25 protein-coding genes are annotated in these 23,497 nt (G+C 52.1%); 7 read left to right on the top strand and 18 right to left on the bottom strand.

The window, feature by feature from the left end; genetic code table 11:
* Positions 1 to 68: 68 nt before the first annotated feature.
* From KIS77_06035 to sucD, 3 genes are all read left to right on the top strand, one after another.
* Complete coding sequence (locus KIS77_06035) at positions 69 to 1,034, top strand: electron transfer flavoprotein subunit alpha/FixB family protein (GenBank protein ID MCW5921885.1); 966 nt, start codon at positions 69 to 71, stop codon at positions 1,032 to 1,034.
* Positions 1,035 to 1,220: 186 nt separating this feature from the next.
* The gene (locus KIS77_06030) at positions 1,221 to 1,817 is read left to right on the top strand and encodes a bifunctional nuclease family protein (GenBank protein ID MCW5921884.1); all 597 of its coding nucleotides are present in this window, start codon (positions 1,221 to 1,223) and stop codon (positions 1,815 to 1,817) included.
* 153 nt (positions 1,818 to 1,970) lie between these two features.
* Positions 1,971 to 2,846 carry a succinate--CoA ligase subunit alpha gene (sucD, locus tag KIS77_06025; protein MCW5921883.1) on the top strand — a complete coding sequence of 292 codons (876 nt, stop codon included), beginning with the start codon at positions 1,971 to 1,973 and terminating at the stop codon, positions 2,844 to 2,846.
* A gap of 205 nt (positions 2,847 to 3,051) precedes the next feature.
* Here the strand turns inward: sucD and KIS77_06020 are convergent, their stop codons facing one another.
* Positions 3,052 to 3,246 carry a helix-turn-helix transcriptional regulator gene (locus tag KIS77_06020; protein ID MCW5921882.1) on the bottom strand — a complete coding sequence of 65 codons (195 nt, stop codon included), beginning with the start codon at positions 3,244 to 3,246 and terminating at the stop codon, positions 3,052 to 3,054.
* Between the two features lie 13 nt (positions 3,247 to 3,259).
* Between KIS77_06020 and KIS77_06015 the strand changes: the two genes are divergently transcribed.
* The gene (locus KIS77_06015) at positions 3,260 to 3,703 is read left to right on the top strand and encodes a hypothetical protein (GenBank protein MCW5921881.1); all 444 of its coding nucleotides are present in this window, start codon (positions 3,260 to 3,262) and stop codon (positions 3,701 to 3,703) included.
* Between the two features lie 608 nt (positions 3,704 to 4,311).
* On the opposite strand, the gene prmA is transcribed toward KIS77_06015, so the two are convergent.
* The 7 genes from prmA to KIS77_05980 form a co-directional block, all read right to left on the bottom strand.
* Positions 4,312 to 5,160 (bottom strand): 50S ribosomal protein L11 methyltransferase, encoded by an 849-nt coding sequence (prmA, locus tag KIS77_06010; GenBank protein ID MCW5921880.1) that lies wholly within the window; start codon positions 5,158 to 5,160, stop codon positions 4,312 to 4,314.
* Between the two features lie 113 nt (positions 5,161 to 5,273).
* The gene (locus KIS77_06005; GenBank protein ID MCW5921879.1) at positions 5,274 to 6,329 is read right to left on the bottom strand and encodes a histidine kinase; all 1,056 of its coding nucleotides are present in this window, start codon (positions 6,327 to 6,329) and stop codon (positions 5,274 to 5,276) included.
* Between the two features lie 108 nt (positions 6,330 to 6,437).
* The gene (locus KIS77_06000) at positions 6,438 to 6,863 is read right to left on the bottom strand and encodes a hypothetical protein (GenBank protein MCW5921878.1); all 426 of its coding nucleotides are present in this window, start codon (positions 6,861 to 6,863) and stop codon (positions 6,438 to 6,440) included.
* 91 nt (positions 6,864 to 6,954) lie between these two features.
* Positions 6,955 to 7,725, bottom strand: a complete 771-nt coding sequence (locus KIS77_05995; protein ID MCW5921877.1) for a 7-carboxy-7-deazaguanine synthase QueE — start codon at positions 7,723 to 7,725, stop codon at positions 6,955 to 6,957.
* Positions 7,726 to 7,781: 56 nt separating this feature from the next.
* Complete coding sequence (locus KIS77_05990) at positions 7,782 to 8,639, bottom strand: C40 family peptidase (protein MCW5921876.1); 858 nt, start codon at positions 8,637 to 8,639, stop codon at positions 7,782 to 7,784.
* Positions 8,640 to 8,643: 4 nt separating this feature from the next.
* Complete coding sequence (locus KIS77_05985; protein MCW5921875.1) at positions 8,644 to 9,735, bottom strand: M42 family metallopeptidase; 1,092 nt, start codon at positions 9,733 to 9,735, stop codon at positions 8,644 to 8,646.
* Positions 9,736 to 9,738: 3 nt separating this feature from the next.
* Positions 9,739 to 10,368: an orotate phosphoribosyltransferase gene (locus KIS77_05980; GenBank protein MCW5921874.1), complete on the bottom strand. Its 630-nt coding sequence runs from the start codon at positions 10,366 to 10,368 to the stop codon at positions 9,739 to 9,741.
* 95 nt (positions 10,369 to 10,463) lie between these two features.
* Here KIS77_05980 and KIS77_05975 point away from each other — a divergent pair, with 95 nt between their 5' ends.
* From KIS77_05975 to KIS77_05965, 3 genes are read left to right on the top strand one after another with little or no spacing between them, the layout of a single operon-like run.
* Positions 10,464 to 11,093: an NUDIX domain-containing protein gene (locus KIS77_05975; GenBank protein ID MCW5921873.1), complete on the top strand. Its 630-nt coding sequence runs from the start codon at positions 10,464 to 10,466 to the stop codon at positions 11,091 to 11,093.
* Entirely contained in the window at positions 11,090 to 11,998 is a 909-nt protein-coding gene (locus tag KIS77_05970) for a sugar phosphate isomerase/epimerase (protein MCW5921872.1), read from the top strand. Before KIS77_05975 ends, KIS77_05970 begins: the two co-directional genes overlap by 4 nt.
* Positions 11,995 to 12,996 carry a hypothetical protein gene (locus KIS77_05965; GenBank protein ID MCW5921871.1) on the top strand — a complete coding sequence of 334 codons (1,002 nt, stop codon included), beginning with the start codon at positions 11,995 to 11,997 and terminating at the stop codon, positions 12,994 to 12,996. Before KIS77_05970 ends, KIS77_05965 begins: the two co-directional genes overlap by 4 nt.
* 200 nt (positions 12,997 to 13,196) lie before the next feature.
* Here the strand turns inward: KIS77_05965 and KIS77_05960 are convergent, their stop codons facing one another.
* The 10 genes from KIS77_05960 to KIS77_05915 form a co-directional block, all read right to left on the bottom strand.
* Positions 13,197 to 13,799, bottom strand: coding sequence for a carboxymuconolactone decarboxylase family protein (locus KIS77_05960; protein ID MCW5921870.1), 603 nt, complete (start codon positions 13,797 to 13,799; stop codon positions 13,197 to 13,199).
* 3 nt (positions 13,800 to 13,802) lie between these two features.
* Complete coding sequence (locus KIS77_05955) at positions 13,803 to 14,633, bottom strand: hypothetical protein (protein MCW5921869.1); 831 nt, start codon at positions 14,631 to 14,633, stop codon at positions 13,803 to 13,805.
* A 177-nt stretch (positions 14,634 to 14,810) separates the two neighbouring features.
* Positions 14,811 to 15,734, bottom strand: coding sequence for an OmpA family protein (locus KIS77_05950; protein MCW5921868.1), 924 nt, complete (start codon positions 15,732 to 15,734; stop codon positions 14,811 to 14,813).
* An 86-nt stretch (positions 15,735 to 15,820) separates the two neighbouring features.
* Positions 15,821 to 16,471, bottom strand: a complete 651-nt coding sequence (locus KIS77_05945; protein MCW5921867.1) for an acetoacetate decarboxylase family protein — start codon at positions 16,469 to 16,471, stop codon at positions 15,821 to 15,823.
* 91 nt (positions 16,472 to 16,562) lie between these two features.
* Positions 16,563 to 16,814: a hypothetical protein gene (locus tag KIS77_05940; GenBank protein MCW5921866.1), complete on the bottom strand. Its 252-nt coding sequence runs from the start codon at positions 16,812 to 16,814 to the stop codon at positions 16,563 to 16,565.
* Between the two features lie 206 nt (positions 16,815 to 17,020).
* Entirely contained in the window at positions 17,021 to 17,446 is a 426-nt protein-coding gene (locus tag KIS77_05935) for a DUF1573 domain-containing protein (protein MCW5921865.1), read from the bottom strand.
* Positions 17,447 to 17,644: 198 nt separating this feature from the next.
* A complete protein-coding gene (locus tag KIS77_05930) occupies positions 17,645 to 18,964 on the bottom strand; it encodes an HlyD family efflux transporter periplasmic adaptor subunit (protein ID MCW5921864.1) in 1,320 nt (439 codons plus the stop codon).
* A gap of 227 nt (positions 18,965 to 19,191) precedes the next feature.
* Positions 19,192 to 21,621 carry a DUF5060 domain-containing protein gene (locus KIS77_05925; GenBank protein MCW5921863.1) on the bottom strand — a complete coding sequence of 810 codons (2,430 nt, stop codon included), beginning with the start codon at positions 21,619 to 21,621 and terminating at the stop codon, positions 19,192 to 19,194.
* 131 nt (positions 21,622 to 21,752) lie between these two features.
* A complete protein-coding gene (locus KIS77_05920; protein ID MCW5921862.1) occupies positions 21,753 to 22,007 on the bottom strand; it encodes a hypothetical protein in 255 nt (84 codons plus the stop codon).
* A 46-nt stretch (positions 22,008 to 22,053) separates the two neighbouring features.
* Positions 22,054 to 23,487: an NADP-dependent isocitrate dehydrogenase gene (locus KIS77_05915; protein ID MCW5921861.1), complete on the bottom strand. Its 1,434-nt coding sequence runs from the start codon at positions 23,485 to 23,487 to the stop codon at positions 22,054 to 22,056.
* Positions 23,488 to 23,497 lie beyond the last annotated feature (10 nt).

Genomic DNA, 23,497 nt, shown 5'->3' with positions numbered 1-23,497 from the left:
GAGGATTCTAAAACTCCCCAAATCCCCAGCTCTCCAATCCATTCACTCGCCAATTCTCAAATTAAGATATGGTACTTGTATTTGCAGAAAGCCCTCGCGGCAACCTCAAAAAAGCGGCCTTAGAGGCTGTCACTTATGGAAAAAAAGTAGCCGAATTGCTTGGCACGGATTGCGTCGCACTCACATTAGGCACCGTGAAAGATGCCGCCGAGCTCGGACGCTACGGAGCCAGTCGCGTCTTGAACGCTGGCGATGCGTCGTTTGAAAAATTCGACAGTCAATCGCACGCGGCTGCTATCGCCGATGTGGCAAAAAACAACGGCGCTTCCGTCGTCATCACCAGCCATACCTCGACAGGCAAAGCAGTGGCAGGGCGTCTCGCCATTCGCCTGAACGCGGGGTTGGTCTCGGGGGTGAACAGTCTCCCAAGTGTGGAGGGCGGTGCTTTGCGGGTGAAAAAATCGGTTTTTTCAGGAAAAGCTATCGCCGAATACGAAATAAATAGTCCGGTGAAAATCATTTCGCTCATGAGCAATGCGGTCAAGCCGGAGGCTACGGGCAATCCCGTCTCTGTGGAAAACATATCCGTCAGCACTGGTGGTGCGGGCCGCATTCGTGTCAAGGACGTGAAAACTCAAGAAGGTCGCGTGCCGTTGCCAGAGGCGGAAATCGTCGTTTCGGCAGGCCGGGGCATGAAAGGGCCGGAGCATTGGGGCATCGTGGAAGAGTTGGCGGAGATACTAGGAGCCACCACGGCTTGCTCGCGTCCGGTGGCTGATAGTCATTGGCGCCCTCACCACGAACACGTTGGGCAAACGGGCATCGCCATTCGACCCAATCTTTACATCGCCATTGGCATCAGCGGCGCCATTCAGCACTTGGCCGGCGTGAACAACTCAAAAGTCATTGTGGTCGTGAATAAAGACCCGGAGGCTCCCTTTTTCAAGGCTGCCGACTATGGGGTGGTGGGAGACCTGTTCGAAGTGGTGCCTCGCCTCAACGAGGCCTTCAAGAAATTCAAGGCGGCTAATTGACGCTGAAAATCAGTTTTTTAAACGAAAAAGAAACGCCCTGCAACCAACGGGGCGTTTCTTTTTTGACAAACTTCTGTTGGTATATTTTGTTCCCTCAGCTACAAAACGAGCCGTATTTTTGCTGCTGAATTAGCGGCGGCTTTTCTACTTTTGCTCCCCCATAAAGCACCTTTTAAATCGTTTGCAATGAAACGCATTGAACTGGACATAGTGGCGCTATCACACAGCATGACCCAATCGCACAACTACGCCGTCGTACTAGGCGAGCGACGTGGGCAGCGCCGGCTCCCCATAGTCATCGGTAGTTTTGAGGCGCAGGCAATCGCCGTCGCCATGGAGCGCATGGTGCCCAACCGCCCGCTCACGCACGACCTTTTTAAAAGCACGCTCGACACGTTCGGCATCCAATTGAAAGAGGTGGTCATCAACAATCTGCTCGACGGCATTTTTTATGCTCGCTTGGTGTGCATGAAAAATGGCGAGCTCTACGAAATTGATTCCCGGACTTCCGATGCGATTGCCATGGCTGTGCGGTTCGAGTGCCCCATTTTCACCTATGATTTCATTTTGGAGGCTGCCGGTGTAGTGTTGGAGGATTCGGAAGAGGGCGGTGCTAGTGTGGTCGGCACACCTAAGATGCCTGCCAATTTGGACAGCGATGCGCTGGAAACATATTCCATCGATGTCTTGAAACGGCGCCTTTCGGAAGTGCTCGAGGCCGAAGATTATGAGTCGGCCGCAAAAATTCGAGATGAGTTGAAAAGGCGGGAGACGAAGGATTGAGGCCTCCCCCAATACTTTTCGCCGCAACAAGTCTAATGAGGAGGGTTGAGAAAAGTTGAGTCCTTCAAAATCTCAGCTGCTCAACCCTTTTCCACTTTTTTTAAAACACTTGATTCTCTCAACCATTTAATTCCATAACACACTCACATTCAGATGTCTGTTTTAGTCAATAAACATTCGCGCATTATCGTCCAAGGGTTCACGGGCAAAGAAGGCACGTTTCACGCCGAACAAATGATTGCTTATGGCACCAACGTGGTAGGGGGCGTAACGCCCGGCAAAGGCGGCCAAATGCACTTGGGTCGTCCGGTGTTCAACACCGTGGAAGACGCGGTGCAGAAAGCGGGTGCCGATACTTCCATCATATTTGTGCCGCCTGCATTTGCTGCCGACGCCGTCATAGAAGCTGCCGCGTCGGGCATAAGGGTCATTGTGGCCATCACGGAAGGCATACCCGTGCAAGACATGGTGCGTGCGAAGGCTTATGTGTCGGGAAAAGGCGTGACGCTTGTCGGCCCCAACTGCCCCGGTGTCATCACGCCCGATGAGGCTAAAGTGGGTATCATGCCGGGTTTTGTGTTCAAGCGCGGGCCAATCGGGTTGGTGTCCAAATCCGGCACCCTGACCTACGAAGCCGCTGACCAAATCGCCAAGGCAGGGCTGGGCATCACCACTGCCATCGGTATCGGAGGCGACCCCATCATCGGCACCACGACACGCGAAGCCATCGAACTCTTTATGAATGACCCTGAAACAGAAGGAATCGTGATGATAGGCGAAATCGGCGGCGGGCTTGAGGCAGAAGCGGCGCGTTGGATTCGGGCGAACGGCAATAAAAAACCCGTCGTCGGATTCATCGCGGGTCAGACCGCCCCGAAAGGCCGCAAGATGGGTCACGCGGGCGCTATCGTGGGGGGCGCTGACGACACGGCCGCCGCCAAAATGCGCATCATGGCCGAAAACGGTATCACCGTCGTGGAGTCTCCGGCGCAAATAGGCGCTATTATGAAGAAGACAATGGGCCGATGATATGCCTTGATTCGTCGGGGTTTGTCAGTTCACTATGATTGATGCCCTTGATTTTTAACAGATTGCGCTTTTAACCATGCTCAAACTTGGCAGCGCGATTTATAGCTGGCCGATGAGTTTTTTTTTGACAGCCTCCGCGCCGTTCTGCACAAGGTAGTTGCTGGCATATCCGCCTTGTTGATTTTCGCTGTTAAAAATGGGGCTGTCAAGACCGATAAGCATGGCAGGAGCCACTCCCAATGCCTTTGCAAAAGCCTCGATTTGCTCCTGCGAGGCACTCCTGTCTGTCCGACTCGATTTTGCTGTAGTTGCCTTGCGACATACCCACTTCGCGGGCGAGGTCTTCCTGCGACCAGCCCTTGGCGAAGCGATAGCGAATTAGATTTTTACCTATGCGCATAAATATTCGTTTTATGCGCAAGCTTATGACAAAATCGAATGATTTAGAAGTCAAAAATTTTGCGGACATGAAAAGGCTCGCTATATTTTTGTTTCGGTTTTTCACCCAAGTCGTTTCTTTCTTTTTTGTTGTCATGTCTAAACCGATTTGCTTGCTCGCTCCGCTTTTGCTTTCGGCGTTCTGCATTTTGCTGTTCGCCTGTGAGAAGGAAAAAACTTCCCCTACCGTAATCAATGGCAAGGTAACCGATAAAAAGACGGGGGAGCCGATAGAAGGGGCCGCAGCTATTATTGATTTTACAATCGAAAAAAATGTGAGTGGAAGTATTAAGACCGAGCATAAAACCGTGACATTAAGCACTGACGCACAAGGAGAGTTTCATTATACGCATGATGAAGATTTTGACGGCATATACTCTGAGGTGCGGAAAGGAGGTTATGTGCCTAGGCACATCTGAAAATTAAGCGGGGAGAGGTGAACAATTTGGAGATACGACTTGTACCGAGAGATGGCATACTTCGATTAGAAATATCCAACGAAAATGGGCAAAGAGATTCTATATATGTGATAATTGAGAATCCCTCTTTCGTTTTTGAAAGCGGTGGGTCTTTGGGCAATATTTATCTTTACGATTTCCCTCTTGTTCTAGCTGCTGGGGAAAAATATGTAGAATACCGCAGCTTGCCCGCAGAGGAGTTCACCAAGATACACTGGGGACATAAGTATTTCACTTCTTTGAGTGCTTCACCGTTTCGTGATTCAGTTTTTCTGATTTTACACGACACCACAACCTATAAACTTACCTACTAAAAACCTCCCTTTAAGAATGTCTCCACTATCAAAACCACTCTACTTGCCGCTCATGCGCCAAGGAAGGATACTAGTGCTACGCTTATTAGACTTGTTGCGATGAGAAATAGAGAGGTTCTTCGCGACTTTACATGGGTTGAATGTCAAAGTAACTTGCCCGTAACATTTGATGTCTGATAGATGTCGAACTTCAGTCGTGCGCATGTGCTTGCACCACGTCAATCCCTGCCAGCAGCCAAAACAACCTGCCAGTGCCTATTTGCGCCAAAACTCCATGCACAACCAATTTCCTCGCTCCGTTTTTTTCTTTTTTTCAAACCCCGCCTTTGTTGCGGCATCCGTCACAACGGCCTCATCTTGAAGCAGAATGCCAGAGACAAGCAGCCAAGCGTATGGCTTCAAAAGGCGACTTAGGGTGGGCAACGCATCCAGAATCACATTGCGGTTGATGTTAGCCAAAATGCCATCGAAGTCGCGGCTTTTCACAACTTCCAAAGCGCCACAACGGGCGATTACGTTGTTCACGTTGTTCACGGCGCTGTTTTCCAGCGTGTTCAGGTACGATTCTTCTTCTATGTCAATGGCCTCGACCTCGGTAGCGCCCAGCTTTGAAGCCAAAATGGCAAGCACGCCCGTGCCGCAGCCAAAATCCAGTATTTTCTTTTGAGCAAAGGGCAGATGTTCCATTGCAGCGATGCACTGCCATGTCGTTTCGTGATGACCTGTGCCAAAAGCCATTTTTGGATTGATGACCAACTCATGTTTCATGCCCGGAATCGGCTCGTGAAAGTCGGCGCGAACCGCACAAAAATTGCCTACGATGACAGGGTGAAAATTGTGTTCCCATATCTCGTTCCAATTTTGGGCAGGGATGAATGACTTTTCCCATGAGAACTGAAACTGTTGTTGCATTTCCCGCAACACGTCTTCCACCGCCCCGACATCCACGTTCGCTGGAAGATAGGCATTCAGCCCGTTGGTTGGTTCCTCGAACGTGTCGAATGGGAGCTCTGCCAGATAGGCGACGAGAATATCGGCTGCGTCGGCATTGTTTGCCGTTGTGACAAGATGAAAAGTATATTTCCAATAATTTAAGGCTGACATAGTCAACGTAAATCAACCCCGTCCGCTTCGCTTGGCCGGGCAAGTGCTTGAATACAGGGGCGGACAGGGTGGTTTTGAATGAACATCAAGATATGGTCTTTATGGGTTTTCACTCAAGTTTCGTCAAGATTGATTTTTAAATCCGCTTTGAAAAAATCGTTCTCACGCTCAAGGCGGAGTTCGTATTGTTCGGGATAGAGCAAATCAAGTTGGCGCTGCACGTTTTTCAAGCCAATACCGTTGCTATTGTCCCAAGACGTGGCCTCAAAATCTTTGTCCACCGTGTTTTTTACAGAAAAAACAAGCTCGTTGTCGCGCAGGACGAGTTTGATATAAATGGCTGCATCCCCGGTAGTGCCGCTTGCGCCATGTTTGAAACTATTTTCCACAAAAGGCAATAACAACAAAGGCGCTATGGGCGTGTGTGGCTTGTCCAATTCCTCGTCGTAATGTACTTTAAGCCGCTGGTTGTAGCGCAGTTTTTCCAATTCAATATAGTCCTGAATAACCCTGGCCTCATCTGCCACGGCGATGCGCGGCGCACGACATTCATAGAGGACAAACCGCATGATTTTGGATAGCATCATGATAGCGTCGGCGGTTTTGTCCGATTTTTTTCGTGCCAACACATATAGGTTGTTCAGGGTGTTGAACAGGAAATGCGGGTTGGTTTGGGCGCGAAGAAAATTCAGTTCGCTGGATAGTTTTTCCCGAATAAGCTCTTGTTCAAACTCGAGGCTTTTATAGTGCATTCGCAGCAATTTGATAGTCACCGCGGCAGCCAGCGTGATAAACAAGTCAAAAACGGTCAGCAATGTCCCTTTGAAAGAGAAGAGGCTGACAGATACGTTGGGATGGTTGAGCGGGAAATAGACCCATACAATCTCTATGCGATATAGCACGGTGGCAACCAAAAACGACAGGAGCAACAGGCCAACCAACTGCCAAATTTTGCTGCGTTCCAGATAGAGCGGTATCACATAGTAAAAGACGAAATAGACGAGCAAGAGCTTGACGGGAAGGGAGTAGGCTTCGCCGACAAGGGCGGGGAAGAATTCTTCTTCGAGCGTCCGACCACGCAAAATGCAGGAGAGCACGGCATTGATGGGCAAATAGGTGAGCCAAAAAATGACGTGCAGCGCGATTCGGGTACAGTTCGGGTTTGGCATAACAGGGGGCGAAGGTAGGGTAGGGGGCGCCTTTCGCAGCTGGTTTTAGAGAAAACAGGGTGGGGCTTGCCTCAACTGCAAGATTGGGTGGCCGTTGGGGAGCGAGCCTTATTGAAGCGGCTCCACTTTAAACACGATGTAGGGTGTCTTGCCTTGCCAAGGGAGTGCTGTCTCCGGCAATTCCTTGTAGTATAGCTTGACAGTTTTTCCCACATACTGTTGCAGTTCATTGTAGGTGTTTTCATCCTTGATTGAAAAGTTCCAAGTGCTTTGCGAGGTAATCATCGCGCTCCCGATGAGGTGCAATTGGCCTTCATAAGTCTTAAAGACATAGCCATCATAAGCGAGCTTGAACAGGGTGCCTGTCTGCTCGCTTTGGCTTTTAGGGTAGGTTCGATAGATGAAGTAGCCGATGCCGAAAAGGATGCCTGCAATGAGCAACGACCACATCGTGATACGGAAGATGCGTTTGGCTTTCACTTTTGCTTGGTCGAGCGAGGTGTTCATGTTGTCGCGGAAAGAGTTGGTGGACATAGATATTTTGTTTTGTTTTTTCCCTTGCAAACGTACTCAACTGTTCCAACAGATAAAAGGGGGTTGGGGGGATGCTTTTGAAAAACCTTTTTCAAACGCCTTTTTTGGCTCCCCAAATCTGGACGTGCAACCGGTCGGAATAGCGAAAGCCGTGTGTTTTGCAGATTTCCACGAGCCATTTGCGGCGTTTTGACAAGGCTTGCGCGGTGGTGCCTTCTGGCATGAGCCATACTTTGTCCGGTGGAATGTCGTACCTGAAAATCAAGGACAACACCTCGTCGAGGTCGTCTTTTTCGGCCAACACGAATTTGAAATTGGCTTTTGGCGAGGTGGCAAAAAAATGGCAGGCTTTTGGCTTTTCGCGCAAACGGCGTGGATTGCCGCTGTTCTCCAGCTTTGGCGACACGTTGTACTGGTCTATGGCCGCGTCAAATTCGGGGAGCGGCGCGAGGGTTCCGTTGGTCTCTATCTCGAACCGATAGTCTGGCGATTGTTGTCTAAGTGCCGACATTAGTGTTGTCAGGGCGGATTGCTGCAACATAGGCTCCCCGCCCGTCAATATCACATTTTTGCAAGGAATAGCGGCTACCGACGCCGCCACGGCATCTATCTCGCACTCGGCAATCCACTTTTTTTTGTCAAATTTTTGATAACCGGGTTTGGCATCGTTGAGGTGGCGAAAGGGGGTTCCCGTCCAGTTCCATGTGTAGTCCGTATCGCACCAGACACAATGCAGGTTGCAAAGCGAAGTGCGCACAAAGACGGATGGCGTGCCGATGCTTTTTCCTTCGCCCTGAATGGAAAAAAAGATTTCGGGACGGCCATGCAGCTTTGCAAGTTTGAGGAGGGTGGAAGTGGGCAAATCGAAGAATTTTGGGGCAAAGTTATGCCTTGATTTGCCAAGATTTATCAAGTGGCTTATCCGAACAACGCCCCCTGTCCTGCCAATTCATCGGCTCTGGCATCCTCCTCGTTTTCGGCAACGAGGGCATCCGGCTCGTCGGGCAGCAGGCGCTTCACGATGCGAAGCTGGTGTGTGTAGCGGTTCAGTTCGCGGTTGAAAATGCCGAAGTGGTCGAGTTTGTCCACACGCACCTTGCCGGAGGCGTGAATGACGTGGCAGTCGGGCAGGATGATGCCGACATGGTTGATGTGTCCTTTGCCGTTGTCGAAAAAAGCGAGGTCGCCTGATTGGCATTGCTCCATGAAATCAACGGGGCGGCCTTGCGTCACTTGCTGCGCGGCATCGCGCAGCAGGCGCACGCCCGCGATTTTGAAGACCATCTGTGTCAGGCCGGAGCCATCAATGCCGAAAGGCGAGCGCCCGCCCCACAAATAGGGAGCATGGAGGTAGCGCCGGGCCACCTTGACCACCCATTCGGTGCCGTGTTGTCGTTGGCCGGGTGTGACGACGGGGCCTGAAAACTGGAATGTTTGCTCGCCCAGGGCGCATCGAAGCCCGTCGTAGCGCGGCAACACGGCCCCCATCGTCAGCGGGATGAAATGGTCGGCAGCCATAAGGCCCTCCACGAGGGACAGGTTGATGGCCTGATTTGCGGCGTAGTCGTCGTATTCGCTGGGCGTGAGGCGTTTGAGTTGCTTGGCATCAACCCAGCCGGTGAAGCCGTCCCATGCGCAGGTGACGTGCCGCCAGTTGTCTTTGGATTCGTGCACCTCTACCGTCTCTCCAAACAGCAACTGCGACACCATCTCGCTCTTGTCGGAGGGCTGGGCGCGAAGCGGGGCGATGGCAACTTGACAGGCGGCGTATTCCATAGTTTTAAATGGTTGAGAAATAACGGAAATCCTGCCCCCTCTCGATTTTTTGCAGCGATTCAAAAATCAATCGAATCAGGTTGCCGACATCATCCTTGTGCGCCATTTCCACGGTGGTGTGCATATAACGCAAGGGCAAGGAGATGAGCGCCGAAGGCACGCCGCCATTGGAGTAGGCGAAGGCATCGGTATCGGTGCCGGTGACCCGGCTGGCGGCCTCGCGCTGAAATGGAATTTCCTTTGCCTCCGCCGTGTCTATGATGAGGTCAATGAGTTTTTGATGGACTGCCGGGGCATAGGTGACGCTGGGGCCGTTGCCACAGCGCACGTCGCCGTGTTTTTTCTTGTTTATCATCGGGGTTTGCGTGTCGTGCGTCACATCGGTGACGATGGCCACGTTGGGTTGAATGGATTCGGTCACCATCTCGGCCCCGCGTAATCCGACTTCTTCTTGCACGGAATTGACCACATAGAGCGTGTAGGGCAACTGAATCTGATGCTCTTTCAACAACCGCGCTACCTCCGCGATACAAAATCCCCCGATGCGATTGTCCAAGGCCCTGCCCACATAGTATCGGTCATTCAATATGGTGAATTCGTCTTGAAACGTGACCACACAACCCACATGGATGCCCATTTTCAATACTTCGTCTTTGTCTTTCGCGCCTACATCTATGGTGATGTTGTCAAGAGCGGGCGCGAGATTGGCATCCTTGTCGGTGCGGGTGTGGAGCGCGGGCCAGCCAAACACACCGCCAATCTTGCCTCCTTTGCGTAGGTGAATCCACACGCGCATGGAGGGCGCGATGAGAAAATCGCTGCCGCCATTTCGAATCACATGGATAAAGCCGTCGTCCGTGATGTAATTGACAAACCAAGAGATTTCATCTGCGTGACCCTCAATCACGACTTTGTACGGCTGTCCGGGGTTGATGATGCCGTAGGCAGTGCCATAATTGTCCAGTTTCCAATCGTCAATGTAAGGTTTAAGGTATTCTAGCCACAATTTTTGCCCCGACTGCTCGTGGCCGGTTGGACTGGCATTGTTAAGGTATTGCCGAAGGAATTTTTCAGAATTAGGTGTGATGACTTGCATTGTCTATGCGTAAAGGGCACCCCAACCATCAGGGTTTTCGCGCCATTGTTTTAAAATATCCAAATCCTTGGGAGAGACGTAGCCCATCTGGGCAGCTTCTTTCACGAGGGCATCGTAATTGGTAAGTGTCTGAAATTTGAGTTGCTTTTCGGCAAACGCGGTATGTGCCTTTTCAAAGCCGTATTGGAAAATAGCCAATACCCCCACCACTTCCGCGCCTGCTTCGCGCAAGGCATCCACCGCCAAAAGCGAGCTTCCGCCCGTGCTGATGAGGTCTTCTATGACCAGCACGGATTGGCCCGGATGCAATTCTCCCTCTATTTGATTGCGCCGACCGTGTTCCTTGGCGCTGCCGCGCACATAGATGAATGGTTTGTTGAGCACATCGGCCAAGAGCGCGCCATGAGGGATGCCAGCGGTCGCCACGCCTGCCACCACGTCGAAGTCGCCGAAGGAAGATGATTTTTCGGCTAAGCACTTTTTGAGGTAGGTGCGAACGCCGGGGTGCGAAAGCGCCACCCGATTGTCGCAATAAATAGGCGAAAGCAGCCCCGATGCCCATGTGAACGGGTCGCGCGGGTTGAGTTTCACCGCTTTGATTTCGAGTAAATTACGGGCGACTTCAGCTTGCATTTGTAAAGGTGTCGGGTTTTCGGTGGCTCAGGGCTGTGTGTGGTAGGCTCTGAAACCTTTTCAATTACATTTGTGGCAAAAAACTCTTGAAAGGGATGGCGCAAAACTATAAAATCTACCATAACGGAACGCCCATTTTTCTGGCAACTCCCGAAGGTGCCGCTGCTTTGGGCTTCAAACCCGACAAAACAACGTACATAGCGCCTTATTTGGGCAAAAAAAAGATGTTGAAGCAGTACCTCGATTTGCTGGATAAAAACCGGGAGGTGCGTGCGGTGGTCATTTGCCATGAAAATGTGGAGGCGTTGTGGGCGGATTTTCAGGCGTGTTTCGTGGTGCTCGAAGCAGCGGGCGGATACGTTCAAAACCCTCGCGGCGAGTTGTTGGTATTCTATCGGCGCGGCTCATGGGATTTGCCCAAAGGAAAAATTGACGATGGGGAGACTCCCGCGCAGGCGGCCATTCGGGAGGTGCAGGAAGAAACGGGGTTGGTGCGTCTCGAGCTCGGTGATTTCATCGCGCATACCTACCACACCTACACCTTGAAAGGCGTGCGTATTTTGAAAAAAACATGGTGGTTTCGCATGAAAACCTCCGACTCACATCTTGTCCCTCAAACAGAGGAGGATATTGAGCAAATAGGCTGGGTAGAACCCAAAAGTTGGTTGGCAAGCGGGCCTGTCGTGTATCCAAATATCCGCGAAATAATAGAGCATATACCATGAAACGTCGCCAATTCATCGAGCATACGACATGGGCTGGCAGCGGCCTTTGGCTCCTGCCGACTTGGGGAGTCGCCTCTTTTGCGCTCCCTCCTGATTTTTCCCTGCAAGTGATGGCCACTAACTGGGGTTTTTCGGGCACTTGGGAGGTCTTTGCTGCGAAAGTGAAGGAGGCTGGCTACGACGGGGTGGAGGTGTGGGTGCCTGGCGAAGAGAAAAGCCGCGCGGCGCTGCTGGAGGCGCTGCAAAAACATGGCCTGTCATTGGGCTTGTTGTGTGGCGGCTCGGATGCGAATGTCGAAAAGCACCTTTCGCAATTGGAGCATCAACTCCGCAACGCATTGGCCATGGGGCCTTTGTATGTCAATTGTCATTCGGGGCGCGACTATTTCACCTTCGAGCAGGCTAAGCTCTTTTTTGCGCTTACTGCGAAATTCCGTTACGAATCAAACATTCCCATTTACCACGAGACCCATCGCGGGCGCTTGTGCTTTGCGGCACACGTCACTCGGCGTTTTTTGGAAGAAATACCTGATTTGCGCCTCACACTCGACATCTCGCATTGGTGCAACGTGCATGAGTCGCTGCTGGGCGACCAAGCAGATGCGGTGGCGCTGGCATTGTCGCGCACCGACCACATCCATGCGCGTATCGGCCATGCGGAAGGCCCCCAAGTCAGCGACCCGCGTGCGCCCGAATGGGAAAATGCCTTGAACGCGCACCTCGCTTGGTGGGATAAAATCGTGGAAACGAAGGCTAACGCGGGGCTGCCGCTGACCATCCTGACCGAGTTTGGCCCTCCGACCTATATGCCTACGCTGCCTTACACAAGACAGCCTGTGGCCGACCAATGGGATATCAACGTCCATATCATGCGTCTTTTGCGCAAACGATACAGCCGCCGATGAACGAGCTGAGCCAAGTCATTGGTCGTTTCCACCCTTTGCTGGTGCATTTGCCGATTGGCATATTGCTGTTGGCCGTGTTGTTCGAGTGGATGGGTCGCCGGAGCCGACGCTGGCAGGCACTGCGACCCGCAGCGCCGGTCACGCTGCTGTTGGGGGCATTGGCTGCGGTGATTGCTTGCCTTACGGGTTGGTTGTTGTCGCTGCGTGGCGAATATGAAGAGGGTTTGCTCGTTCGCCATCAATGGGCGGGAATAGGGGTGGCAATCGTTTCTTTGTCAGCATATTGGCTTAGGTCAAGTGCGTGGCGTGCGGCATATCACTATGTCATGTTGTTGCTGCTTCCGGGCATTTTGATTGCCGGGCATTGGGGCATCGTGATGACGCATGGGGAAGGGTATTGGAGCACGGGAGGTGGTGGTATGGAGGCGGGAGAGGGGGGCGTTGCCGCATTTAGAGATATTCCCAACGCCACGGTGTCGCAACCCTCTTGGGAGGCTGTGAAACTGCTGCAAATGATGGATGCGGCGGTGTTGCCAACAGGTAAAGAACAGCCTTTTGTGTCAGTGAATTTTGTGAATGTGGAGCAGATTACGCCCGATTTGTTGCAAGCGCTTTATGCGCTGAGGGAGAACATCGCTTGGCTCAACTTGTCAGGCTTGACCTTGCACGATAGTTTGCTCGTGGTTGTTTCCGCTTGCGAAAATCTCACGAGGCTACATCTTGACCATACGAACATCGCGGACTCGTCGCTGGCCCATTTGCAAAATTTGAATCGGTTGGCTTACCTGAATTTGGTCGGCACTCCTGTCACCGCGGAGGGGGTAAGCGTCTTGAGCCGATTGCCGAACTTGCGGCAATTGTTTCTTTATCAAACAAAAGTGATACCGGGCGACACCGCGTTCCTGACAGCGAGATTCCCCCGTGTGCGGATAGAAATGGGAGGCTATCAAGTCCCGATACTGCCGACCGACACCACTTTTTTGTCTGATAAAAAATAAGGGTAAAAAACTTAGACAGGACAGCAGACATTGAATTTTTGACAGGATTTACAGGATTTTTGGCGGCGAAGCCACTTCATCTATCCTGTAAATCCCGTCAAAAACCTCTAAGCCTGTCAACCGAGTCTTATGCGCTTGGGGCTGCCTAAGTTTTTAGAAATAAGGTTCGTTTTCCGAACTGACCAACTGATTGACAGGCATCAATCATAACCTGTGTGTTTTCCGCCTGTCCAGCCTTCTTTTGCCAGGAACTTTTCCCCGCTCTCGTGCGCTGGCCACTCCAACGGTGTGCCCATGCTGTCGTTCCAGCGGTTCAGGTAGCCGAACAGGGCGACGACACCAAGTATTTCCACTATTTCGCCGTCGTCCCAATGGCGGCGCAAGTTTTCGACAACGGTATCGTCCACAGCGTTGGGTACGGTTGCGGCGGCTGCGGCAAAATCCAGCGCGGCACGTTCCGCTTCTGAAAAAGCTGGGTGCGTTTGATAGCGACAAATGTGCATCAATTTGTCCCCCTCCGCGCCATATCGTTCGGCTGCCCGGACGGTGTGTGCCTGACAGTATTGGCATCCCGCCGTCTGGCTGGCCACAAAGCCGACAAGTCGCTTGAGCGCGCTGCTGACGCGAGCGTGATTTTCCATCACTGCTTTGTTCAGATGGATAAATGCCTTGGCGATAGCTGGGCGCCGCTGCATGGTCAGCACGCTGTTGGGGCAAAAGCCCAGTGTTTCATTAAAAAACGCGGCCAATTCCGCCACTTCGGCATCGTGGTCAGGTGGCAAGGGAGCAACGAGTGGGGGCATCGTTTATCTTTTGACAAAAGCACTATCCAACAAATCGCCGTTGAATTCGCCAACTGGCTTGCCGGTGACGCGGTTGTACACGGCTGCGACAAACACCGTGCGAGCCGCCGTGACGATGGTGCTTACCAGCAAAATGGCCAACACCGCAACGACCAAGCCTAATAATACGTTGACCGAGCTCAGCAGGAAGAACAGCACCATCGCAACGAACACGCCCAACAGGTGGAACAGCCCGAAACTGACGTTGCCTGCCAAAGACTCGCCCCATTTCTGTTTCATCAGGCGGCCGGATTGCCTCACTGCGTCCATCACGCCCCTGTCCTCATAGATGAGGATAGGCACGACGAAAAAGGTCATGATTGACCATGCTATCCCGACAATGGCAGCGACAATTTCACCGACTTTCCCCGCATTTTGCAGCGCCTGCAACAAAGTGCCAACCGTCGCGGCGAATACGGACCACGAGAAAATTTTTCCGATTTTGGAAAACGCAAACGACAATCCCTCTTCCACGCTGGTCTCTTCGCCGTCGAGTACTTTGATGGCGCAGTGAATCAAGGCCGCGTTGAAGAATACGATGATGAAAAAGTTGATTAGATAGTAGAGGAAGATGAGGCCATAGCCCAGCAAGCCGCCATACTGCTCATCGTTGAGCAAACGCTCCACGTCTTCGCCCACGAAGAAGAAAGTGCCGCCAAAAAAGGTGGCCAACACAAGAATGAGCGAGACGGACGAAAAGACGGGGAAAAGGAGGAGCGACTTGTTCTTGTTGATGGTCGCAAAACTAACTTGGGCCAGTTGCCAGCCATTGCTAAGTCGTGTGAAGAAACTCATTGCTGTTGTTTTTTTAGTGAGGAACGCGAATGAGGGATTGAAATTTCTTGGCGTTTGATATTCAACTTCTTATTCAGGCGGTGATTTCAAATCACCGCCTGAAATGTGTCGAGGGCGGGGTTGGTGCGCCAAGTTTTTTCGACGAGAAAACATAGGCGACGCTTTTGCAGCCGCCGATTATTTCGGAACGTTGTTCGGGTTCAACAAGTCATAGAACTGGTCGAGCTTTGGCAGAATGATGATGCGAGTGCGGCGATTGGTGGCCCGGCCCTCGGCGGTGGCATTGCTGGCGAGGGCGTTGTATTCGCCTCTGCCCGCTGCAATCAACCTGTTGGGGTTTATTTTGAAATTGTTTTGCAGCACACGCACGACCGAGGTGGCTCTTTTCACGCTCAAGTCCCAGTTGTCGTCCATGCACGCATTTTTGATGGGCACGTTGTCGGTATATCCTTCCACCATGACTTCCACTTCGGGTCTAGACTCGACGATTTGGGCGATTTTGCCCAATACTTCTTGTGCTCTGGGTGTCAGGTTGGCGCTGCCGCTTTGGAAGAGCATTTTGTCAGAGAGGTTGACAAAAACAACGGTTTTATCCACTTTTACCTCGATGTCTTTGTCGTCGAGACCTTCGCTCAACACACTTTTCAGATTGACGGCCAGGGCGAGGTTGATTGAGTCGGCGCGTGTTTTGGCCATTTGGAGCATGTGGATGTACTTGTCTTTTTGTTCCAATTGTGCCAGTGTCTCTCTGATGTTGGCAGTAGCCGATTGAGAAAGGGTAGTCAATCCTTCTACTTGGGTGATTTGTTTGTCGCGTTGCGCTCTCAAGTCCGCGAGTTGCTCCCTCAGGTCTTTCATCTGCTCCTCGCGCAGCTGCACGGTGCCTTGGGCGTTGCGCAGTTCTGTCCGAAGCCTTTCCCTGTCTTGGTCGCAAGCAGATAGGCGGTTCAGGTAGTCGCTAAGGCTTTGTCCGCATTTGGCAAGGTCTTTATTAGCAGCATCCAGTTCGGATTGCAAGCTGGTGAATTTTTTCTTGCTCACGCAAGAGGTCATCAACAAGCCAGCGAAAAGAAGAAGGGAGAACTTGATTGTCACGTTCATTTTTGCTCTATTTAAGTGAAAAAGATGTTGTCGGGTTCCATTGAACGACGATGCAAACATACTTTCCCCTCACGCAAAAATCCAATTCAAATCGTGCTCGCGCTCGGAAACTTCATCTTAAAGTTGCTCACTTTTAGGGCTAACAATGGCTTGGCCGAGCTGACATCGGGGAAAAACGCAGGGTTTATATGCAAATCCAATAGTGTCGCCAATTGACCCTTGCCGCTTCCTTTGGGGGTGCTCAAAAAAACGCGGCCTTCCCAAATTTGATACAGGTGAATGGGGATAAATGCCGTCGTGACGGGAAAGTGTGGGCCTCCGGCGCGTAACGTGATGGCGAAACCGGGAGCGCCATGCTCATCGAGTACCTCAATGTGTTCGGTGGTGCCGTTTTTTTCGACACGGAAGGGATGGGTGTGCTTTGGGATGCCCCAATTGGCTCGGCCGCTAAGGGTGCTTGCTTCCGAGTCCACCACGATTCGGGTGATGCTTTGCCGCCGTCCCTGAGGCGTGCGAAATTTTCCCGGGATAAAAAGCAGTTCTCGGTAAGGCCCCACCGGCGACGAGGTGTAGTTGACCAGCATCAACGCGCCAAAAAAACCATCAAAAGAGGTGTTGAGCGCCGGCGGCACAAAGCCATGACGAGTCACCCATTCGGGACTGAACTTGTAAAACAGCATGTAGCCGTCGCCACGCAAATCCCAAGGGGCGGGCGCGATGGAAGGAGTCGGTATCACTCGAAAAATCGGTTTGGGTGTAAAAAAACGTGAGTCATCACCGAACCTTCGGGATGACTCACGTTGCTTATATGGTTGATTCGGCAATAGTTCAAATTGCAATCGGGATGAGTTTTTGTGCCAGTCCAAGCAGACGACCCAATACGGTAACGTTTGGCAGCTTTAATTCTTGGGAATCAGCATCGTCACATTCTTTTACCTGCTGCGGTTGTTCGGTTCTCGTCTGTTTGCACACCTCACCGGGTATGGTGAGGTTGGCGTGCACGTTGACAAAAACGAAGGCAGTAAGACTAAAAACCGCGGCTGCAAGTATAAGTGATTTTGGTAGAGAATTTTGCTTCATGGCCTTCCATTTTTAGATGGGACGAAAGTAACAGAATTTCTTTGAACGCAACTTATTATCCGACGAAAAACAGTTGTTGCATAGACAAACGTGGGGCTGAATTGGTTGCACGGCATTGTGAAAATATTTTTGGGAAATAAAAAAGCTTGGCCAGTATTGCACCGGCCAAGCTTCGTATCGTCAAACCAAAAATCAATCAGTCAAATTTATCCTTTGATGCCACCCGCGCTGGCTGGCACGCTTTCTTGCGTGGGAGCGCCTTTCACATCACCTTTGATGGTGAGGGTGTGGGTGTCTTTTGCTTCGTTGGTAGTGAGCGTCACCGTCTTTGTGAACGGGCCTACGCGCTGAGTGTCGTAGCGCACTTCGATGACGTTGCTTTCGCCGGGCATGATGGGTTCTTTCGGGTAGGTAGGAACGGTGCAACCGCATGAACCTTTGGCCGATTTGATAATGAGCGGCTCGTTGCCAGTGTTGGTGAACTTGAACTTGCGAATGGGCTCAGCGCCTTTGTCAATCGTCCCGTAGTCAACGGTGGTGCTCTCGAAAGTCATGACAGCGCCGGAAGATTGAGCAGTTGCGGCGAAAGCGCCAACCAGAACGAAAGCGAGAATGGATAGTACTTTTTTCATCGGAAAATACCGTTTTTGATGAAGAATAGAGTTAGTCGTCGGAATTGTTGGGACAAAAGTAGGCGCAGACATTTTGCCCAAAAACAGTTGCGCTGTTAACGTTGTCCAAAATAAATCAAACCCTTTTTGAAGTCGGTGAAACAGCCGATTTTTCGATGGCGGGAATGTGTGATTTCGGCTGAATTTGTGCAGGTTATATCATCTTACATTGAAAATCTGCTCAGTGATGCGGGCGATGAATCCTTTCTCGTCGGTGATAATCTCGACCTTGCCCTGCATCTGCTGTTCAAACGGAATATCCTTGCCGGTAGTGGTGACGAGGTTGTTTTCGGCGTTGGTGGGCACCGATATAATTATGGTGTAGTACCCGTCTTTCGGGACGAGCGACTTGTCCACGACGAAGCCCTTGAGCGCCCCATATTCTCGATGAGGGTAGTTGTCCAATTTCGTGATGACGCGCTGCTCTGGCCTCACCTTGCCGCTGGACTCCACTGGCAGGAGCACCCGTCCCACGATGGCTCGGCTTTGTGGCGGCACGATGGTCAGCACTTGTTCGCCTTCCTTCAAGTATTTTTTTTCGATGGAGGTATTGATGGAGACGCGGCCTGCGATGGGGGCGGTGAGCAGATAGGTTTGCTTCCACTTGTTGATGCTGCTGCGAAGGGTGTTGAGGCTGCCGAGCAAACGGGATGTAGTGCTGGATGTGTTTTCGGCTTGACTGAGCGATTCGTCGGTGATGCCTTTTTTGAGATTGATGATTTCGCTTCGTTTGCGCAGTATGTTGTCTTCATAAACGTCGCGTTGGCGCTCCAAATCGGCAAGTTTGATGCGTTCTTTCTCAAAGTCAACCCGCGAGGTGATGCCTTGCTCGTAGAGTTCCTTTTGTTTTTCGTACAAATCCTCGGCGATTCTGAGTTGGTCGCTGATTCGTTTAAGGCCTCGCTCTTCATAAGCGATGCTTTGTTCCAATTGTCTGATTTGTTGCTGAATGGAGCCGATGTTGGAGCTGACGGCGGAGGTCTTGCTGCTTTTGCCTAATTGGAAGTTCTCCAGTTGCTGCACAAAGTCGGCGTAGTCGGCCTGAACGTCGCCGAGCACGAGATTGCGTGGGGGCGACACCGATTTGAGCGAGTCTATGTTGGAGCGTTGCCAAGCATCTACTGCCATTTCGAGGTCAAGGACGTGTTTGTGGTTGGCGGTGCTTCTCAGCACTGCCAGCAAGTCGTTTTCCCGCACCGTCATTTTGTCTTGTACCAAGACTTCCAATACCTGCCCGTTGGTTTGGGCTGTCACATAGACTGGCGGCACTGCGGTCGTGATGACCACTTTTCCTTCTACCACGTCGGGGTAGCGGATGAACCACGCGGCGCAGACCATCAGGGTGAAGCCCACCAACACGATGGCGGTGCCCCAACGCACCAACCAATGGGGGGGCGTGCCGAGTATTTCTTGAACTTCCTCGGAGCGAAGCTCCACATAGTTCTGTTCTTCCAAATTGCTGGGCAACAATTCTTTCATGTCGCAAAGTTATGGCTTGATTCGCCGAGATTTATCCATCTATTCTCGGTTTGTAAGAGGTGTCATCTTTTTCTTTTGAGGAACGAAAAAGGTGACACCTCAACCTGTTTTTGAGATGTCACCCCCTCCATTCTTCCGGGATGACACCTCAGAGCCCGACAAGGCGAGAATCGCCGAGATTTGTCAGTTCGTCATGCGCGACAGAATATTTTTGCCTGTAGAACACTTCAAGTTCGTTGCACCACCAATGCCTTCACGCCCACTTTCCCGTTGCTTTCCATTTTGAGCCAATATACGCCCGACGACAAATTTGCGCCCAGATGAACCTGTGGCTGCCCTTCGGAAAGATGTTCTATGCTCCAGTTGCTCACTGTCCGGCCAGCCATGTCAAGTAAGCTGACGCTGACGCTTCCCATGTCTGCTGCGGGGAGCGAAAGCGTCACGGGGCCGGTGGTGGCGGGGTTGGGGTACACGCCGAAGTCCAAGTGTTGAGGCGATTCGGCCAAGCGGAGGGGTTGATTGTCCACCACGAAAACCCAATCCCAGAGCGTCTCAGGAAGGGTGAGTTCGAGCGAGCCGTTGAGCACTGTCACCTCTTCGAATGCGTGCAGGACACCGCTAAGGCAGTTGTAGTATTTGACGTGGTAGGTGCCATTTTGCACGTTTTGCACATTTAGCAGCGCCCCGGAGGCGGGAGGGGGCGTTCCGCTGGCTTTTAAATAAGCATGGTTGTAGCGGTTGTTTAGCACCCAGCCTGCCACCTTGTCATCATTGTCCGACTTGATGATGTATGCATCTACGGCTGAACCAAGACCGCTGAGTTCATATCCCTCTATCTGAATCCAATCCGTCCCTGTGTTGTCCACTTTGATGGTGTGGGCACCAGCAGACACATTTATAGTATATGTCTGCTGGATGGAAGCATTTTGCTCAAACACTTTCACGCCGTCAAGCCAAATAGCGATTTTGGGAGATTGGCCGCTTTGCCCGCCGGTTTTTACCCTAAATTGACCACTCGCGGGATAATTGACATAAAACACGGGCGGACGGCGATACTGTGTGTTCCACTGGCTGCCGTACAGAAAGGTTGCCAACGAAGCGGCGGGTTCGATTTGCCCATCTACGATGCTGAACGAGGTGTCGGCTAAAACGCCCCAACCGCTCAGCGTGGGCGTGAGCAAGAGGTCGGCAGGCACCCCTGATACTTTGGACGGGGCGGGGGCGAGCTTGGCATCGCGGAAAGGGATGTTAGGCACCACGACCGATATGGGCGCGAAGTGATAATAGAGATTTTGAGGCTCGATGTAACTGTCCCACCACCACGTCATGGCCGTGCCCATGCCGCCCCCAAACAGGGCTCCCCACAGCGCATTGTGCACATGGATGCCGTCCGGGTCGGCATCAGAGAGGTTGGCTCCGGTGGTGGTGAGGCCAAATTCGCCGGTCAAAGTGGGTTTGCCAAACGCTTGGAGATATTTGCGGACACTGCTGCTCAAGACCCGTTCAATGTTGGGCGTGTTCACATAGTGGTGGGTTTGAGTGAAATCAATGTCGGGTTGATTCCACACTTGCGGGTCGAAGTGTTCCTCGGCGAAGCTCGTGGAAATCAGATGCCGTGACACATCCTTGTTTTTCAAAAACGCAGCCATTTCCAAATGCCAGTCGGCCACATCGGCTTTTTTTTGGGCGAACTGGTCGGTCCAGTCCACCTCATTGAAGAGCTCCCATGCGAGGATGTTCCTCGAATATCCCCAACGAGCAAGCACATAACGGTAGCGGTTTTTAGCGTGGTTTTTTGCCAGTGTGTTGGTGAAGAAATCCCATGTCTGTTGGCATGGGCCGCCGTTGCTTGCGTTGTAGGGGTTTTCGTTCCAGTTGGGGTTCACCTGCGTGGACACCTGCCCGTGATGTTGCAAGCAGTATAGCAGGTAGATACCGCGTTGGGCGCAAAAATCGAGCAGCCAATCCGTGTAAAAAGCGTTGGCCTGATGATAACGGCGAAGCCCCTGATAACCTGCCATGCCGTTTTTCCACTCCAACCCCAGCCCCCAATGGCATTGCCAGAGGCGGAAAAAGTTGCCACCGTTGTCGGATAGTTTTTCGAGCCATTTTTGATAGTCAAGGACTGTGTTGTTTTGTTGCCAGGCGATGTTTTCCCCAATGGCGATATAGGGTGTCGCATCGTCGAAATGCAGGTAGTTGCTTTGGTCTGCTCGCAGAAAACCTTTGTTGTGCAATCCCGTGGGTGCCACGCATTGAAACGACTGCGTGGGGAAAGTACCTGTCCCCGAGGTATTGGTGCAGGAAAGCGCATATTGCCAAGTCCCGACTTTGTTGGGCGAGAAACGAACCCTGAAAGCCCCGCTCCCAACAGGTGTTAGCGTGCCATTGGACGCATTGAGTTGGTAATGCTGCATAAAAAAACCTTCCACGACATGGAGTTGGCCGTCGGGAGCGGAGAAGGTACAAACCACTCGGATTTCGTCGTAGTCGTAAGGGTTCGACCAGATGGCGCTCACCTCGAGTTGCACCTCGAATTTGTCCCATTGTTCCACCGTGTTGGATGATGGGTTGGCGGCAGCGATGACGGGAGCTTGAGCGGAAGCAGTTTGAGCAGCGAGTAAGGAAGTGAAAGCAGCAAGGCAAATGTTTTTCATGCGATACATTGTTTCGTTGGTTGCAAAGAAAGAAACAATGCGCAGTTGTGACGCAAGCTTGTCGGCCGAAAAAGAAGGCGTTCCCCCGAGCGGTAATACGACGAGGGAACGCCTATCGAAACACGTCACTCTTAACCTGCCGCGTCGGAGATGCTATGATGATAGGCGCGAGACGCGGTCTTGCGTCTGCCCAAAGCGGCCGTTGATGATTTTGGGCGATTGGAAATCACGGAGAGGAACAGAAAGATAAAACTGGCACTCAGTAATTCAGCCCTAATGGGGAAGTTCTGGTAAGCGCACAATACGATGGCCAAACACGCGATGGCAGGGCCGATAAACTGTTGTGCAAGGCCATCAGAACGCTCGGGAGAAAGCCTCGTTTTCATGATTAGATACTTTGTCTGTCTATGGATGGCTGTGTTTGCCCTGTGTTTATTGTCCCTGTCCGAGCGAGAAGCCTTTTACGCCGTCGAACTCGTACAAGTTTTCTGTTTTGATGACATCAAGCCCTTCGGCGATGGCTTCGCTCAACATGGCGGGTATGTTCCTTTTATCCGCAGGATGCCCGTTCTCCACCTCGAAGCGGCAGCGCCAGTGGTCGGTGCAGAAGGTCTCGGAAAAACCGTTGGGCCAAACCTTGACCCCCCTGTTGGTAATCATGGTCAATTTTATTTCGTTGTCCAGCTTCCGCATTTTCTCGGCCAATTCCTCTGGGTTTTGGCCCTTCCAGTCCACGAAGATGTCCACTCCTTTGAGTACTTTCTGTGCCGGTTGGCGGCGGTGGTAGGCACCCACGTTCAGTTTCACGCCGCGAGCGAACTCGGAAGATTGCAGTTGTTTCGGCTTTTGCCCCAGACGCTCGATGATGGCATCGGCAAATTCTTGGGTACCCACCTTGACGCGGCTGATGCCCTCGGTGTAGATGTCTGGGGTGTGGATGCCCTCTTCAATGGTGCACGACCAAGCGTTCAGCACACGCTCTGCCACATCGGGCTGGCCGATATGGTTGAGCATCATGCAGGCGGCGCGAAGCAGGCCGGATGGGTTGGCCACGTTTTGCCCCGCGATGGTCGGCGCCGAGCCATGAACGGCCTCGAACATGGCGCAGGATTCTCCGATATTGGCCGAGCCAGCCAAGCCCACCGAGCCGCTTATTTGGGCGGTGATGTCGGAAATCACGTCGCCATACAGGTTGGGAGTCACCACCACGTCGAAAATTTCGGGCGTGTCGGACAGTCGGGCCGCGCCGATGTCCACAATCCAGCTGTCGGACTCCACATCGGGATATTCGGCGGCGATTTCCTTAAAGACGCGGTGGAAAAGTCCGTCGGTCAGCTTCATGATGTTGTCTTTGACCAAGCAGCTCACTTTTTTGCGCTTGTATAGGCGGGCGTATTCAAAGGCGTATCGAACGATTTTTTCGCAGCCGGGTCGGGTGATGATTTTCAGGCACTGCACCACTTCGTCAGTCTGCTGGTGCTCGATGCCCGCGTAGAGGTCTTCTTCATTTTCGCGGATAATGACCACGTCCAGCTGCGGGTGCTTGGTGCGCACAAACGGGTAGAAGCTCTTGCAAGGACGGACGTTGGCATACAAACCGAGGGTTTTGCGCATGGTCACGTTCAAGCTCTTGTAGCCTGAGCCTTGTGGGGTGGTGATGGGGGCTTTCAAGAACACCCGGTTGCGGCGCAGGCTGTCCCAAGCGTCGGCACTGATTCCGCTGGTGTTGCCGGAGAGATACACTTTTTCCCCTACTTCAATCTCTTCCCACTCGATGCGGGCACCAGCGGCGTTCAGGATTTTCAAGGTGGCATCCATGATTTCAGGGCCGATGCCGTCGCCTTTTGCGAAAGTTATTTTTTGCATAGTTACTCAA

The organism is Saprospiraceae bacterium (assembly GCA_026129545.1).
In the GTDB taxonomy this organism is placed as follows: domain Bacteria; phylum Bacteroidota; class Bacteroidia; order Chitinophagales; family Saprospiraceae; genus M3007.
This window is presented reverse-complemented; position numbering and strand designations above follow the sequence as displayed.